We start from the raw sequence: 15,637 nt of genomic DNA, 5'->3' as shown, positions 1-15,637 counted from the left end.
ACCGCTACCGCGTTGTGAAGTCTCGGGATATCGTTCACTCGATGTCCCGAGATTTTTTGTGTTTTGGGGTGTTGGGCAAGTGGTTTCTGCGCGCGTGAGTCAGACACCGCTTAAGTGCCTGTGACAGTTTGTGACTGGCTCTACCCGAATGGCCCCTGAGCTGGGGTACATTCTTTTGCAGGTTCAAGAGTTGTAGCTTTCGGTACCTGGCTGGCTGCACGGCAACCCTCTTCACCGAGCGGGGTGCCCCAGGGGAAGAACCGGCATGAACAACCGTTCGTGCAAGTCGATGGATACCCGCGTGTGCGCACGCTGGGATCTGGTAAGGAACATTCCCATGTCTAATCACCGTAATGGCGTCGGTGCCAACGGATCTCATCACCGCAACTCTTCAGACGGGTGGGGCGTCGTCCCTGAAAACGATCGCCCACTGTGGTCGCGCTACATGCTCGACTATTGCCCCTGGTTCCCAGGAGCGACCATCATGACTCTGATCTCAGATGGCATCATCAATGGCGGAACCCGCGCGCCTCAAGTGTGGAAAGAGACGGCCCAAGAACTGCATAGCGCCGGGTTCACCCCGATCCGCTACTTCTTGCTCGCTGAACTGTTGTCAGGTGCACGAAAGAAAGGCGAACTGGATCAAGAAGCACATGGCCATCTTTTTAAGCAGTGGTACCAGGATCCCTTCCCAGCGTTCCGCCTTGAGGCTGAAGCGTGGAAACCCTGGCTCGAACGACTGGAACAAGCACAACCGCCCATCCGGGCGCTCAGCCACATGCTCCACGGGGAAAAACTGTCCCCGATGGGCATGGTGGTCAGTTATTCTGGGGAGCGGATGCGCATCGTTTCGGATTGACCTCACAGGGAGTGTCTCGCCGGGCCGAGCGGGCCCACAGTGATTGCTGCCGTCAGTGCAAGGCAACGCAAAGCGAGCAAGACGGCGCATTATATTGTGCAGTTTCGCTCACTTTGCGCCAGAAGTACCCCCCCCTCGTCTTTACACTGCATCTCATGCCGTTAGGCTAATTGCGTGAGCCGATTGTTTCGTCTGATCTACCACCCCCACTTTGGGGTGCGCTCGCGTGCTCTGGCTAAGCGCGTCATGGCCCTCGCTGCTGTGTTGTCTCTTTTGGCGATTTCAGTTCCGGTGGCCATGGAAAAGATTTCTACGTCGCGCACGTACCAGCTTTTCGGTGGGCTCGTGAATCATGTGGATACGGAGAAGAAACTCATCGCGCTCACTTTTGATGACGGTCCAGATGAGCACACAGACCAAATCGTTTCAATGCTCGACGAGCTTGATATTCGCGCCACATTCTTTGTCATTGGCTCGGCCATGGAGAAGTACCCGGAATACGGGCGCACACTGGTAAGCCATGGTCATGAGTTAGGGAACCACACATTCAATCACCGGCCCATGCTTGGTGTTTCGTACACTACGGTGGCCAAGGAACTCTCTGCCTCAGACACCCTGATTCGTAAAGCGGGCTACTACGGTCCTGTGCACTTCCGCCCGCCGTACGGTAAAAAGGGCGCAATCCTCCCTATGTATTTGCATGCCCACGAACGAACAACAGTGATGTGGAGTAATCACCCGGAAGACTTCACGCGTAAAAAGACACAACCCACGAACGAGATCGTCAACTACGCCATCAAGCACGCGAAACCTGGCGACATTATGATCTTGCACCCGTGGTACGGGAGAGAAAACATACGTAGCGCGATTCCCCACATTGTGAGAGAGCTGCGCTCACAAGGGTACGAATTTGTAACTGTGTCGGAGCTGCTCGCCCAAAAGAAAAAGAAGTAAGCCCAAACGGCGCAAAGTGAGCGAAACTACGCGTTATAACGCGTAGTTTCGCTCACTTTGCGCCGTTTCTTCGAAAGACTACCGCTTGTCAGAGTGTTCTGAACCCTGCGTAGCTCCCTGTTCAGCCACAGAGCCCCTCCCAGATTCGTGTTCGTTGCGCGCCAAAAGGGACGCGCGCCGGTGCACACCGGCCGATGTCATCTGTGCGGTAGCGAAGTCAGAGTCCGCATCGGCAACAATCGACTTCTCAGTCACATCGAACTTCTCGCGGTACTTACCAAACAACAAACGACCCTGTGAGTACAGCGCAGTCGAGGCGTTAAACGTCATGATGGTGAACGGGTAAAGGAACCACTGGCCAATCATCATGAATGACCTCATGCGCCCATAACGTACCGGTCGCGGCGTCAAGATCGACAAGAACACCAGCATCGAAACTAGCAACGAAATCATTGCAACCTGCTGGATCACACCCACAACAAACGGCATGTTGGCAACAAATGACGTCTTTGAGCCACCGCTTTGCAGAAGCGCAATAACGGGCACCCAACCACCAAACGCAATGATGATAGACACACAAGCCAGCGTGACGTGGCCTTCTAGCAACATGAAGAACCGCACGGCCGCAGGCCAGAACGGCGCCTTCTTATCGGCTATTCCCTGAGCCGCATACGGGACGTCTGACGCGCCATAGGACCAGCGTGCAAGCTGTTTGAACTGCGCCACGATTGACTGTTTGAGCGTCCCTGCCAAAACAGCGTCCTGGAAGATAGGCACGTGAATCGCGGTGACCTTGTAGTCCCCACCAAAGTGGAAATACGAGCGCCAATACTGGTGACCGTCTTCAACGATCGTGCGCTTGGACCAAAAGTCCATCTCCACCAATGCGTCCAATGACTGCGAGTGTGACGCGAAGTTGCGCAACGCAAAGGGCCGCACGGTAGTTGTCAGGTTAAAGAAGCAGTTCGCTGACGCAATCACACGCGTAATCGCCGGGGCGTCCCAAATGTTGCTCAAGTACAAGGCGATGGGCTGGTAAGACCGACGCTTACGCTCTGGGTCAGCGATGTACTCGTATGAAACGTAGTCGAAGTAGCTTTCGTACGGCTTGTTGTCACAGTCCAGGGTAGTGACGACAACGTTTGAGTAGTCGATTCCGTTTTCGTCTGCCCATTCCTGTACTCGGTAGCCCGCGTATGTGATGTTCGCACCTTTACCGGCGATCTCATCGGGGAGGTCACGTGGGTGCTTGATCAGTTCGAACTCCCGGAACTTGTGCCCGTACTCGTTTTTCAAACGGTTGACGGTCCGCTCGATCTCTTCACCACCTCGTTCTTCATATGCGAAGAAGATCGCCAGCTGTTCTCCTGGTGTTGTGGTGTACTGCAAACCACGCACGGTGGGCGCAATGACCTCATACGACTCGTTGTACGCCGCGATGATGACCGCGTGCACAATGTCGTTGGGGTGAATGTAGTCTTCTGGATTGCTCTTGATGAGATCGAGCAACTCCCGGTGACGGTGTACGTTAAACGACCCAGGGGGGCTAGGCGGCACACGCTTGCCGTCAAGCGTGAGCCCAATGTCGGTCAATCGCGACCCCCAGTCGACACGGGCCGAACGCTTGTACCTGTTGTACCCGCGGACCAAGTCGAACGCACCGCGCACACCACGGATGAACATGAATCCCACAACAGCCAGGACGTAAACGGAACCCGCAATTGGTGAAATTGCTGACAGCACAATAAGCAGTATCAACGCGCCGTAGCTCATCAGAGCTGGGAGGAGTTCGAAGAAGCGGTAAAGCGGTCTACGTTTTCCCAATGGGATTTCGTTGTCCACGTGATCACCTTACTTAAGTACAACAGGGCAACTTCTCATTATAAGAAGCACGCTGAGTGTTTATGGCAGATGAGCTGTAAATGAGGTGAAGATGCGTGGTGATACTCGTCACGTCAAATCTGTTTTGAGTCCGCAACCGCGCGTGAGGCTTCGATCGCAACCTCAGAAGTGACGTCATCCACGAATGCCACGTTGCGGTAGTACTTCAGCTCCTTGATGGAGTCGAGGATGTCACCCAGCGCGCGGTGCCCACCAGTTTTTTCCGGCGCATGGAAGTAAGCCTTAGGTAGCCACCGCTTTGCAAGTTCTTTAACTGTGGACACGTCAATGATGCGGTAGTGCAAGTGATCCACAACCTGTGGCATCTGCTTTTGGAGGAACGTCTTATCAGTGCCCACCGAGTTGCCACCCAGCGGCGCCTTTCCGGCCTCGGGCACGTGCTTTTTGATGTAGTCCAGCACAATGGTGGCCGCTTCATCGACGCTCATTCCTGCGTCAAGTTTGTCAATGAGGCCCGAGGTGGTGTGCATGTTGGTGACGAAATCGTTCATGTTTTCGCGGGCACGCTGCGATGGTTTGATGATCACGTCAACGCCTTCGTCGACGGGGTTGAGGTCGAAGTCCGTTACTATTGCAGCGACTTCAATGAGTTCGTCGACCTCGAGTTCGAGGCCAGTCATTTCGCAGTCGATCCATACAATTTTGTCTATAGCCACGGTTAGATTGTACTGACAGGGACTGCCAGTTTCTTAAGTAGTGCCCAATTTCTTAAGCGGTGCTCAGAGTTGCGCTTTTGAGGCTTCTATAGAATAGTGGTCGATCTTTGTTGCCGTCGTTAGGGGAAAATGTGCGTTATGCCTTGGCTGGCGTCCTGATCGTCATGGGTCTCGTGGCTGGTTTCATTGGTGTTGCCCAAAAGACTATCTGGGCTCCCAGTGAACAGATTGTTGCCCATGCTGATCTGGCAGATCCAGGCTCTGTGGTTGTTATTGAACCTGGAGTGTTAAACCTGTACGAAGGCGTCGCTGATCTCAAGGTGGAACACGATGGCCCCATCTCAGTTGCTCGCGCCAGCAAGGAAAACGTTGACGCGTGGGTTGATTCGGCAGCTCACACCAAGGTTACTGGTGTGAAAAGCGAAACTGAGCTCCGTACTGAAAAAGTTGACGGTGACGAAGAAACTCCTTCCGTAAAGGATGCTGACCTTTTCACCTCGGTGGAATCAGGCGAGTCTGAACTCAACATGCATTGGGAAGAAGACCCTGGACGCACGGCGTTCGTTGTCAGCTCAGACGGCAAAGCGCAGATTGATGGCAAGGTTTCTATCTCGTGGCCTAACTCTGCTTCAACCCCATGGGCAATCCCACTCATGGTGATCGGCGTGATTCTCATCATCCTGGGTATTGTTCTCGCTTTCCTTGCCCGTCGGAACGCTCGCCGTGAGCAAGAACGTCGCAACAAGCGCGCTGAGCGTCGCCGCAAGCTCGCCCAGATGGGAACGGCGTTCGTCATTGTCCCCGGTCTAGCGCTCGCAGGGTGCGCAAGCCCCGAACTTCCAGAACCTCAACCCGATGAAGCCCCAGAAAGCCCCGGCGGGGTCGTCACCGATGACCAGTTGAACTCAATTTTGGAACGCATCTCATCCACTGTTTCAGGTGCAGACGACAAGACAGACACTAAGGCTCTAGAAGAGCGTGCAACGGGCCCCTTCCTTGAGCAGCGCAAAGTCGCCTACGGCATCAAGAAAAAAGACAAAGGCTTCAAACTTCCTCCCGCCCTGGCGACACAGAGCGTCAAGGTGAACTTCACCTCGGCGACGGACACGTGGCCGCGCGTCACGTCCGCGGTTACCTACGACGAAAAAACCAAACAAACCCAGGTGTTGATACTCAGCCAGGAATCACCTCGGGACAATTACAAAGTATGGGCCCAGGCCGTCATGTTGGGTGGAAGCGAATTCCCTTCCGTAAACGACTCACGTCAGGGTTCGGAACTGTTGCCTCCAGACGCTGATGGCCTAGCCATGACGCCTTCCGATGCCGTGAACACCTACATCGACATCCTGAAGAACGGTGGCAAAGCAAAGAACGCCAAGAACTTTGAAGACGACCCGTTCCGCAAGCAGACCGCTGACGGACAGCGCAAGGCAGCTGAGGCGCTCAAGGACGGAAACGCAAAAGTGACGTTTGATTACGCCCGAGGTGACGAACTGGTTGCGCAGCAGGTGGCAGATGGTTCGGCAATGGTAGTGGCTTCGGCTGTCCAGAAAGTCACGTACTCGCCGGAAAAGGTTGACGGCCGTACGGGTCAGCTGACGATTGACAAGCCACAGAGTGAAATCGTTGGGAAGAAAGAAACGGACAAGGACCTCACCACCGAATACCGTCAGGTATACGTGTTCATTGTGCCTAAGGGTGAAGGAAAGGCTCGTTTGATTGGGCTGACTTCGGTGCTCTCGGGCGCCAAGATCGGAGATGGAAACGACGGCGGACGGTAACGAAGAGTAACGCTGACGCGGTCTTTGCCGGCTACCGCACGTGTGAGCGCGGGCGTGAAAAGGCGTGCAGGACCGTAGGCGTAGTGGCCCTCGATCAACCGATAAACTGAACGTTCACAGGGAAAGGTCACAAAGTGAGCAACGAAGGCGTATTTGACCCACGGCAACAACAAGCACAACCACAGGGGCTCGACCTGTCGGCAGTTCGTACCCCCGCGCCGGGCGCTGGAGCAAGCGCGCAGTCAGCCCAGCAACAGTCAGTCGCTCAGCCACATGTCCAGCAGCAGGACCCCAACGGGGTGAATGTTCCGGCACTGGTGTTCGACGTTGACGAGCAGTCGTTCGAAGCGGTTGTCCAGCTGTCGACTCAGGTTCCGGTTGTCATTGACCTGTGGGCTGAATGGTGTGGGCCATGTAAGCAGCTGTCACCCGTGATCGAAAAAGTCACCCGCGACTACGACGGTCGGCTGGTACTAGCCAAGATCGACGTCGACACGAACCCGCGCATTCAGCAGGCCTTTGGCGTCCAGTCGATCCCCACGGTTGTAGCACTGGTCAAGGGCCAGCCCGTGCCACTGTTCCAAGGTGCAACGCCCGAACCACAGATCAAACAAGTGTTTGACCAGTTGCTTACCGCGGCCGCACAGGCCGGTGTCAACAAGCGCGCAATCACCGGCGACGCGCCTCAGCAACCCGCTGGCCCCAAGTACCCAGAAGCCATTGAAGCACTGGAAGCAGGTGACCTAGACCGGGCCGCTCAGGTGTACCAGGACGCCCTTAACGAAACACCTGGCGATGAAGACGCTAAGAGCGGTTTAGCACGTGTTGAACTGTTGCGTCGCACACGTGGAAAGGACCTCGCCGAGGTTCGCGCCCGTGCCGCCCAAGACCCCAGCGATGTTGACGCCGCCCTTGAGTGCGCGGACCTCGACATCAGCGGTGGTCACGTCGACGATGCTTTCGCGCGCCTCATCACCACCTTGAGCAAAGTCACTGGCGATGACAAAGAGCGCGTGCGCAAACGCATCCTGGAACTGTTCGAAGCTGTTGGCCCGGCTGACCCACGCGTGACACAAGCCCGTGGCAAGTTGATGCGCGCCCTGTTCTAATGATTCGTCTGGTTCTATCTGGTCTGAGTGCGCTTGTAGGCGTGCTCAGTCTGATCTTGGCCATTTCGGCTCTGTCCGTTGTGGGGTTTGACGATGTCACACAGACCAAACCCCACAAAGTGGGCGACGGAACGTACGCGGTGGTGTTTGACCAACAGAGCATTCCGTTTACCAAGACGACTGCCACGATCAGCGCGGATTCTGAGAAGCCCATCATGCTGGGAGTGGCCAACGGGGTGGACTCGTCGAGTTTTCTTACGGGTGTGAAGCACGAAGAAATCACGGAAGTGAAGTTCCCCCGGGATATCACTACCCGTTCTGTGGCGGGTGAGGAGACGCCTGCCAAGACCGCGCAGAGCCGTGACTGGTGGATCGACACAACGGAGGGCACACATGTGTCACGGTCCTTCGATGTGGACGGCGATCCGCAAACAGTCGTTATCGCGCCCACTGGCGAGAACCCAAACCTCAACGGCACCACCATTCACATTTCTGTAGAAATGAAGGGCGTTTTAGCGTTTTGCCTGATGGGGATTGCGCTGAGCATCATCGCGTTTGCTGGGGCGTTCGCGCTCTTCATGTGGTGGAGGAACGACCAGCCGCGCGTGAAAAGAAAGGCGAACGTGAAAGGTGAGGCCGAGGTCGCTGACAAGGACGCGGACCCTCAAACGGCTCTTCCAAAGGGAGACAGCGTTGAAAAGAGCGCCCGCACCACCTTCCAAGCTGGCCTCGCCCAAAAGGTTCGCTCTGTTGCGATAAACCGCCGCGCCCGAGGTGTGAGCGCCTTCGCCGTTGTGACGGCAGTGACGCTCAGTGGGTGCGGGTTGCCGGTTGCTCAGCCCAAGCAGCCTGAGATCGAGAAGTACACGCGCCCAGGTATCAGGCAGGGCGAAGCGTCTAAGTTCCTGAAAGACTATTCGGACCAGTTAGATGAGGCGCTTAAGGGTGATCACAAGAAGCTCGATCAGATCCAGACCGGGCCGCTTTTGCAGCGCACGCGTGCTGAAGTTGCGATTGCTGAAAAGACTGACGGCAAACTGTCGTCTCCACGGTTCTCATCTGTTTTGGTAGCCAGCCCAAACTTCGAAAAGTACCCCATGTGGTTTGTGGCTTTTGGGGCCGTTGATAAGAAAGACGCCGGCTCTCAAGCGCTCCTTGTTACCCGGGAATCAGCAACAGAAGAATGGACGGTCACTCAAGCGCTCTTTGTGCCCGATGACCAAGTTCCGGGATTTGAAGTAGATGAAGGCGGGTCTGCTGAACGCGCCCCAGGTGGGTTCGCTACGAAGCTGGGGGACACCTCGGACGTGGTCGCCAAATACTTAAGTGACGGCAAAAAGGAGCACCTGGACGGCGCCAATATCAGCACGGAAGGCAAGGCGTTTTCAGACTTCCGGGATTACGTGGACAGCTACTCGGAAGGCGACAACGCGTTCGACAAAGTCTCCACCGAGTGCAAACCGTATGAAGACGTGGACCTTTCGGCATACACCCTGGCAACCACGGACGGGTCCATAGGGTTTGGGGAAATCCGTTGTACGCTCACGCTTGAGGTGCCGGCCGAATACGCCGTGACGCTCCCCAAAGCGGTCGAAGCTGTGAAGACAAGCGAAGAAAAAGGCAGCCGAGTCATTATTGAGACATCGGTGCCGTTCATGATGCATGAAAGTGACGGCGTGAAAGCAGTGGGAACCGGCTGGTTCATGCTGGAGTCACGTACTGAGAAGAACTAGGGGCTAGCGGGCCGCGGGGCCAGTGCCGAGGTGGTGCGGGCTTGGCGGCCATGCCTCACGCCTCGTGCGCCTACGCAGCGCGCGCCCGGCGTCCCACCCGGAGTAACCAGAAGAGTCCCACAAACGGCAACACCAGCGGCACGAACCCGTAGCCGATCCCAAACGTGGACCACACGGTTGCAGCCGGGAAAAGTTCAGGATCCAGCACCGTCAGCAAGCCCACGGACAAAACGCCCACTAGCTCAACCGATACCGCCACGACGGCGATGTGGTGAGTCACCCTATTGCCAATGACCAGGCACACTGTGGCCACAACATACACAACAGCGGCAAACAAACTGAGTGAGTAGGCAAGTGGAGCGTGTTCAAAATCTCGGTAAAACTGGTAACCGGCCCGCGCGGTGGCAGACAGGGCGAAAATCCCGTAGACGGCGGTGAGTACTCGCCCCGGCCCAGAGTGCATGGCCGAATACGGGTTCTGCGCTGCCTTGGCACTGCTGTCCTTGGCGCCAGCACCCGCGCCGCCACCCATGCGGTTCTTCCTTATTGCCAAATCTGATCCATCCTAAAAACCATGATGAAAGCGGTAAATGAAGAAACTACTAAGACCATAGGCCCCCACTTAGACAGTTCGGCAAACGCCCAGTAACCGGAGGCAAGAACAACGGCGATCGCGGTGAGCACGTAGCCGAAGAACAGGATGGGGTCGGTGCCTGTTTGGGTGGACCACATGACGACACCCATGATGAGTTGCACAATCAACAACAGCAACAGTCCCGCGGTGGTCAGCACCAGCGGGGGAGAGGCATGACGGTTACGCAGCGCGGTCACTAATGACCACACGAAGATCACCGCGCATACGGCATACTGGAAAACTGTATAGATGAAGAGCACCGAACCATTTTAGAGCACCTACACTGGAAGTCTCATGCGCATCTATTTGGATTACGCGGCCACCTGCCCTATTCAACCGCAGGTTTTGGACGCATACGTTGAAGAACTTCAGCAGGTCGGCAACCCGTCGGCCCTCCACGCATCCGGTCAGTTGGCCCGGATGCGCCTTGAAGCTGCCCGCGAACAACTCGCGCAGTGTGTGGGCGCGCAGTCAGCGGAAGTGGTGTTCACCTCGGGCGGTACGGAAGCCGACAACCTGGCACTCAAGGGGCTGTTCTGGCAGGCCAACAAGGCACACCTCACCACCGGCGCCCCACACGAACGGCCCGTGGTCATGGTGTCAGCGATTGAACATTCGGCCATTTTGGAAACTGCGGAATGGCTCGAAACCCAAGGCGCCACCATCGTCACCTTGCCGGTTGATGAGCAGGGCGTGGTGCGGGTAGATGCGGCCCGTGAACTGCTGGAAACCCACGGCCCGCGCACCGCGGTGGTGTCGGTGATGTGGGCAAATAACGAAATCGGTGTGCTCCAGCCGGTCCCAGAAATCACCAAACTGGCCCACGCTCACGGCGCGCTCATGCACACTGACGCCGTGCAGGCGCTGGGCAACGTGGACCTGAACTTCAGCGAAGCGGGCGTGGACGCGATGACCGTGACCGCGCACAAGCTGGGCGGTCCCGTGGGCATTGGCGCGCTGATCCTCAAGCGTGGCGTCAACGCGGTGCCCGTGCTTCACGGGGGTGGGCAGGAACGGTCCGTGCGGTCTGGGACTCTGGATGTCCCCGGTGCTGTTGCGTTCGCCACGGCCGCCCGCCTGGCTACGGAGGATCGCGATGAAAAGGTGCGCATCGCCCGCCTGCGTGACCGCTTGATCGCAGGAATTGAGGAACGGATCCCGGATGCTCAGCTGACCGGCCCCCGAGGTGACGGCCGCCTCCCCGGCAACGCCCACTTTGTGTTCCCCGGCTGCGAGGGCGACACGTTGTTGTTCGGCTTGGACATGGCGGGATTCGACACGGCTACAGGTTCGGCGTGTTCGGCGGGAGTAAATCGGCCCAGTCACGTGTTGTTAGCTTTGGGGCGTAGCGAAGATAACGCGCGGTCGTCCCAGCGGTTCACCCTGGGGCCGGGGACCACAGAAGAACATATTGACGCGCTGTTGAAGGTACTGCCCCAGGTCGTTGAGAACGCCCGCAAGGCCGGTATGGTGTCCGCGACACCGGCGTGGATGAGCGCGGGCGAGGGTTCCAGCGCAGCCTCCAGCGCACACACAGACACAGAAGGGACTGAAACTTCGTGAAGATTTTGGCTGCCATGTCAGGTGGGGTTGACTCCGCCGTGGCTGCTGCCCGTGCGGTCGACGCCGGCCACGAGGTGGTGGGCGTGCACCTGGCGCTGTCCAGAATGCCTGGCACCATGCGCACAGGTTCCCGAGGGTGTTGCACGATTGAGGACTCCCGTGACGCTCACCGCGTTGCGGGGATGTTGGGCATCCCGTTTTATGTGTGGGATTTCTCGGAACGGTTCAAAGAAGACATTGTCGATGACTTCATTGCGGAGTACTCACAGGGCCGCACCCCTAACCCGTGCATGCGCTGCAATGAACGGATCAAGTTCGCAGCGCTACTCGACCGCGCACTCGCCTTGGGCTTCGACGCCGTTGCAACGGGCCACTACGCGGAAATCGTGTACGACCAGGACGGTCACCCGGAACTGCACCGCGGCGTGGACATGAACAAGGACCAGAGCTACGTGCTGGGTGTGCTCACGGAAGATCAGCTGCGCCATTGCTACTTCCCGATTGGCGCATCTGCCTCCAAGGCCGATGTGCGTGCAGAAGCCGCCGACCGCGGGTTCCCCGTGGCGAACAAGCCCGACTCGTATGACATTTGCTTCATCCCAGACGGGGACACTAAAGCGTGGTTGGCTGACAAGATCCCCATGCGCCCAGGCCTCATCAAGGACCAAGAGGGCAACGCTCTGGGTGAGCATGACGGCGCCATGACGTTCACGATTGGCCAGCGCAAAGGCCTTGCTTTGGAACGCCCGGCAGCTGATGGCAAGCCCCGCTATGTGGTTGACATTGACGCCAGAAACAACACCGTCACGGTGGGTGGGCGTGAAGCCTTGTCAGTTGATCGGCTCGAAGGTATCCGCGCCACGTGGTGCGGCCAGCCAGCGCAGAACATGGGCGACTCAGAAGACACCGCACTGGACTGCGAAGTGCAGATCCGCGCCCACGCTGAACCCGTTTCCGCCCGCGTGTGGCTGGGGGATGTGGTCACGCAGGCGCCGGAATCCGAATACAACGTGCCCACACCTCGGCCCGCGGGGCAGACTCTCCACGTTGCGGTGAAGGAACCGCTTTCTGGGGTGGCACCCGGGCAGACCATGGTGATCTACGAAGGCACCCGCGTGCTGGGACAGGCCACGATCGACCGGGCAAACCGGGTGGCGTAACCGCGTGCCTCATGACACTGAACTTTTAGCGACCGGTTGGGGCGCGTGGCCGGGTGAGAATCCCCGACAGGGCGCCTCGGTAGCCTTCAGCGAACTCGCTGCTGGATACCCGCCGGTTCCGTACCCAAGCACCCCCGCAGTGGGCGGAACCCGCTGGGCGTGTGACCTCCTGGGTTTTGCAGTGACCCTATGCGAAGGCCTGCCGGTAGACCTCACCTCGTACGGGTGGCGACTGGCCAAGGGAGCAGGCCGGGATGAGTCTCGCGCTCGCTCTCGCCGCGCCCGCGCCATCGAAGCAGCTGAAGAGTATGGTGCGGGTTTTGACGGCCGCATGATGTTCACGGTGCCCGGCCCGTGGACGCTGGTGCGGAACCTGTCCACACCGGACGGGAACCGGGTATTGGGCGATTCGGGCGCTCGTCGTGATGTCATCCAGTCCTATGCGTTTGGCCTGGCCGAGTACATGAGCTCGCTGGAACGTGCGCTGGGTCAAACCCCGCGCATTATGGTTGTTGAACGCGCGCTGGACCGGATCCTCACCGGCACCGTACCCACGGTTTCCGGGTACCGCTCGCTACCCGCATTGCCTGACCAGTTCGTCACCGCCGCGCTGGGCTCGTTCCTCAAACGCGCAGGCACCGACCCGCTCCTTGCACTCCCGGCACTGAGCAGTGTGACGATCGCCGGAAAGCGGATCCCGCACCTCCAGCTGGCACGTGAAGCCGGGGCAAGCGGTGTCGTAGTTCCGCTGCCGGGCACGGATCCGCGTAAGTGGGAAACCCTCGCCGAGGCGGTAGATACCGGCGCCGAGGTGTGGCTCAGTCTCCCTTGTTCGGCTGGGGAGAAGCCTGACAGGGTGAACCGGTGGGTGGACACGATCCGTGAACCGTGGCATCGAACCGGAATGAGTGGTGCATCCTTGGCTAAGCTTGGGATTGTGGCCGGTTACGGGTTCCCCACAGACATTCCGCCACTCCTTCCCCAGGAGTTGACGGATACGAACGCGCGAGGTGGATATGCGCTCGCTGCCAGGTTGAGTGAGGCACTCAAGGAGATCGAATGACACAGACAGACATTTCGCGTGTGCTTTCTGCAGACCCAGCTGAGCTTGAACCGGCTGAACGCCAAAAGTTGGCCGCGGAACTTGCCGCCCAAATCGAAGAGCACCGCGAAGCCTATTACGTCCACGACGCCCCCAAGATCTCCGACAAAGAGTTCGACGAGCTGGTTCACGCCCTTGAGGACTTAGAGAGCGCATACCCTGAACTCGCCCGGGACGACTCGCCCACCCAAAAGGTGGGCGGCTACGCGGACACAGAAGCATTCGCGCCCGTGCAACACGTGGCACGCATGTACTCCCTGGAAGACGTCTTCAGTGTTGAAGAACTGGACCAGTGGTTTGAGCGTGTCGCAAAGTCCGTTCCAGCAGGCACCCCGTTCTTAAGCGAAGTGAAGATCGACGGTCTGGCGTGCAATCTGCTGTACGAGAACGGCCAGTTGGTGCGTGCCGCCACCCGTGGCGACGGGTACACCGGTGAAGACATCACCGCAAACGTGCGCACCATTGACGACATTCCAACCACGCTCAACGCCACGAACCCACCAGCGCGCGTGGAAATCCGCGGTGAAGTGTTCTTCCCCAGCGACAAGTTCGCCGACCTCAACGCGAGCCTTGTGGAACAGGGCAAACCACCGTTCGCCAACCCCCGTAACGCCGCGGCTGGGTCCCTGCGCCAAAAGGACCCCAGCATCACCGCCCAACGGCCACTGCACATGCTGGTCCACGGGATCGCCGCGTGGCAGTCGGGCGACGCGGGTGCGCAAGAACCCACACAGCAGTCCCAGGTGTATGACCTGTTGCGTGACTGGGGCATGCCCATCAGCCCGTACTACCGGGTCTGCACAACCCAAGATGATGTCCACGCCTACATCACTGAGTTTGGCGAACGCCGCCACGAACTCCTGCACGAAATCGACGGGATCGTCGTCAAGGTCGACAACATTGCGCTACAGGAAGAACTGGGTTACACATCGCGGGCACCGCGTTGGGCGTGCGCGTACAAGTACCCGCCGGAAGAAGTCACCACCAAACTGCTCGATATCCGAGTTCAAGTGGGCCGCACCGGCCGCGTCACGCCGTTCGCTGTCATGGAACCTGTTCTGGTTGCTGGCTCCACGGTTTCCCGTGCCACTTTGCACAACGCCCACGAGGTCAAGCGCAAAGGCGTGCTGATCGGTGATGACGTGGTGATTCGGAAAGCCGGGGACGTTATTCCCGAGGTGTTAGGCCCGGTGACTGCCAACCGCGACGGATCTGAACGCGCCTTCGTCATGCCCACGCACTGCCCGGACTGTGGGGCGGAACTGTATGAGCAAAAAGAAGGCGACAAGGACCTTAGGTGCCCAAACTCGGAAACGTGCCCCGCACAGGTCGCCAACCGACTGGCCTATCTCGCCTCCCGTGCAGCCCTGGACATTGAGCTGCTGGGTGAAGAAGCCTCGCTCGCACTCACCCAGCCGCTGGGAGAACCCCCGCTGAAGTCGGAAGCCGGGCTTTTCGACCTCACTGTGGACGACCTCGGCGAGGTTGAAATTGAGCGCGAAGTGAAAAAGAACGGTGTGCCCACCGGCGAAATTGAGCGCGTTAAGTACTTCTTCACTAAGGAGGAGCTGTACGCGTCCGGGGAGAAAAAGGGCCAGGTGAAGAAGCCGTCGCAGCCGCGGGCCAACACTCTGGCGATGCTTGACGAAATTGAGAAGGCTAAAGGCCAGCCGTTGTGGAGGGTGCTGGTTGCGCTGTCCATTAGGCACGTGGGGCCCACGGCGGCGCGAGACATTGCGGCGCATTTCCGTTCCATGGACGCGGTGCGCAACGCAACTGTTGAGGACCTTCTGGAAGTTGAAGGTGTGGGTGAGACGATCGCGCAGAGTGTGGTCGATTGGTTCGCAGAAGAGTGGCACGCGCACATTGTCGACTCGTGGGCCAAAGCCGGGGTGCGCATGGCCGACGAACCTGCGGAAGAGTCCACACAACCGCAAACGCTTGAAGGGCTCACGATCGTAGCGACCGGTTCACTCGATAACTTCACGCGCGACGGGATCAAGGAATCGATCGTGGGGGCTGGTGGAAAGGCATCGAGCTCCGTGTCCAAGAAAACCGACTACGTTGTTGCAGGTGAAAACGCCGGGTCCAAGCTCACCAAGGCACAAGACTTGGGGGTTCCCGTGCTCAACGAAGAACAGTTCCAGCAGTTGTTGGCCACAGGAGAAGCGCCTGCGTAGATCA

Annotated in this window: 13 protein-coding genes and 1 riboswitch; of the genes, 9 read left to right on the top strand and 4 right to left on the bottom strand. The window is 58.3% G+C overall.

What is annotated here, in order from left to right:
- Positions 1-181 precede the first annotated feature (181 nt).
- A riboswitch (SAM riboswitch) is annotated at positions 182-294 on the top strand.
- Positions 295-337: 43 nt separating this feature from the next.
- Together HMPREF0183_RS00765 and HMPREF0183_RS00760 are read left to right on the top strand one after the other, a co-directional pair.
- Positions 338-859 carry a hypothetical protein gene (locus tag HMPREF0183_RS00765; protein ID WP_245527072.1) on the top strand — a complete coding sequence of 174 codons (522 nt, stop codon included), beginning with the start codon at positions 338-340 and terminating at the stop codon, positions 857-859.
- Positions 860-1,033: 174 nt separating this feature from the next.
- Entirely contained in the window at positions 1,034-1,813 is a 780-nt protein-coding gene (locus HMPREF0183_RS00760; protein ID WP_156798019.1) for a polysaccharide deacetylase family protein, read from the top strand.
- A gap of 78 nt (positions 1,814-1,891) precedes the next feature.
- Here HMPREF0183_RS00760 and HMPREF0183_RS00755 read toward each other — a convergent pair whose 3' ends face one another.
- Together HMPREF0183_RS00755 and orn are read right to left on the bottom strand one after the other, a co-directional pair.
- Positions 1,892-3,655: a glycosyltransferase family 2 protein gene (locus tag HMPREF0183_RS00755; RefSeq protein WP_005881706.1), complete on the bottom strand. Its 1,764-nt coding sequence runs from the start codon at positions 3,653-3,655 to the stop codon at positions 1,892-1,894.
- A gap of 113 nt (positions 3,656-3,768) precedes the next feature.
- A complete protein-coding gene (gene orn, locus HMPREF0183_RS00750) occupies positions 3,769-4,371 on the bottom strand; it encodes an oligoribonuclease (RefSeq protein ID WP_005881705.1) in 603 nt (200 codons plus the stop codon).
- Positions 4,372-4,502: 131 nt separating this feature from the next.
- Between orn and HMPREF0183_RS00745 the strand changes: the two genes are divergently transcribed.
- From HMPREF0183_RS00745 to HMPREF0183_RS00735, 3 genes are all read left to right on the top strand, one after another.
- Positions 4,503-6,152 carry a DUF8094 domain-containing protein gene (locus tag HMPREF0183_RS00745; protein WP_005881704.1) on the top strand — a complete coding sequence of 550 codons (1,650 nt, stop codon included), beginning with the start codon at positions 4,503-4,505 and terminating at the stop codon, positions 6,150-6,152.
- Positions 6,153-6,286: 134 nt separating this feature from the next.
- Positions 6,287-7,261 carry a tetratricopeptide repeat protein gene (locus HMPREF0183_RS00740; protein WP_005881703.1) on the top strand — a complete coding sequence of 325 codons (975 nt, stop codon included), beginning with the start codon at positions 6,287-6,289 and terminating at the stop codon, positions 7,259-7,261.
- Complete coding sequence (locus tag HMPREF0183_RS00735) at positions 7,261-8,994, top strand: DUF8094 domain-containing protein (RefSeq protein ID WP_005881701.1); 1,734 nt, start codon at positions 7,261-7,263, stop codon at positions 8,992-8,994. The genes HMPREF0183_RS00740 and HMPREF0183_RS00735 overlap by 1 nt, the downstream gene beginning before the upstream one ends.
- A gap of 70 nt (positions 8,995-9,064) precedes the next feature.
- On the opposite strand, the gene HMPREF0183_RS00730 is transcribed toward HMPREF0183_RS00735, so the two are convergent.
- Both HMPREF0183_RS00730 and HMPREF0183_RS00725 read right to left on the bottom strand, forming a co-directional pair.
- Positions 9,065-9,526 carry a hypothetical protein gene (locus HMPREF0183_RS00730; protein WP_005881699.1) on the bottom strand — a complete coding sequence of 154 codons (462 nt, stop codon included), beginning with the start codon at positions 9,524-9,526 and terminating at the stop codon, positions 9,065-9,067.
- Positions 9,527-9,537: 11 nt separating this feature from the next.
- The gene (locus tag HMPREF0183_RS00725) at positions 9,538-9,888 is read right to left on the bottom strand and encodes a hypothetical protein (RefSeq protein WP_005881697.1); all 351 of its coding nucleotides are present in this window, start codon (positions 9,886-9,888) and stop codon (positions 9,538-9,540) included.
- Positions 9,889-9,922: 34 nt separating this feature from the next.
- On the opposite strand from HMPREF0183_RS00725, the gene HMPREF0183_RS00720 reads away from it, so the two are divergent.
- Genes HMPREF0183_RS00720 through ligA form a run of 4 tightly spaced genes read left to right on the top strand, consistent with a single transcriptional unit; the run spans position 9,923 to position 15,633 of the window.
- Positions 9,923-11,191 (top strand): cysteine desulfurase family protein, encoded by a 1,269-nt coding sequence (locus tag HMPREF0183_RS00720; RefSeq protein ID WP_005881695.1) that lies wholly within the window; start codon positions 9,923-9,925, stop codon positions 11,189-11,191.
- Positions 11,188-12,351, top strand: a complete 1,164-nt coding sequence (gene mnmA / locus HMPREF0183_RS00715) for a tRNA 2-thiouridine(34) synthase MnmA (RefSeq protein ID WP_005881693.1) — start codon at positions 11,188-11,190, stop codon at positions 12,349-12,351. Before HMPREF0183_RS00720 ends, mnmA begins: the two co-directional genes overlap by 4 nt.
- 4 nt (positions 12,352-12,355) lie before the next feature.
- On the top strand, positions 12,356-13,414 hold the full coding sequence (locus HMPREF0183_RS00710) for a hypothetical protein (RefSeq protein ID WP_005881691.1): 1,059 nt from the start codon (positions 12,356-12,358) through the stop codon (positions 13,412-13,414).
- Entirely contained in the window at positions 13,411-15,633 is a 2,223-nt protein-coding gene (gene ligA / locus HMPREF0183_RS00705; RefSeq protein WP_005881689.1) for an NAD-dependent DNA ligase LigA, read from the top strand. Before HMPREF0183_RS00710 ends, ligA begins: the two co-directional genes overlap by 4 nt.
- Positions 15,634-15,637 lie beyond the last annotated feature (4 nt).

This window comes from Brevibacterium mcbrellneri ATCC 49030, from assembly GCF_000178455.1.
In the GTDB taxonomy this organism is placed as follows: domain Bacteria; phylum Actinomycetota; class Actinomycetes; order Actinomycetales; family Brevibacteriaceae; genus Brevibacterium; species Brevibacterium mcbrellneri.
The sequence above is the reverse complement of the archived record's forward strand: the minus strand, read 5'-3'. Positions and strand labels throughout refer to the sequence as shown.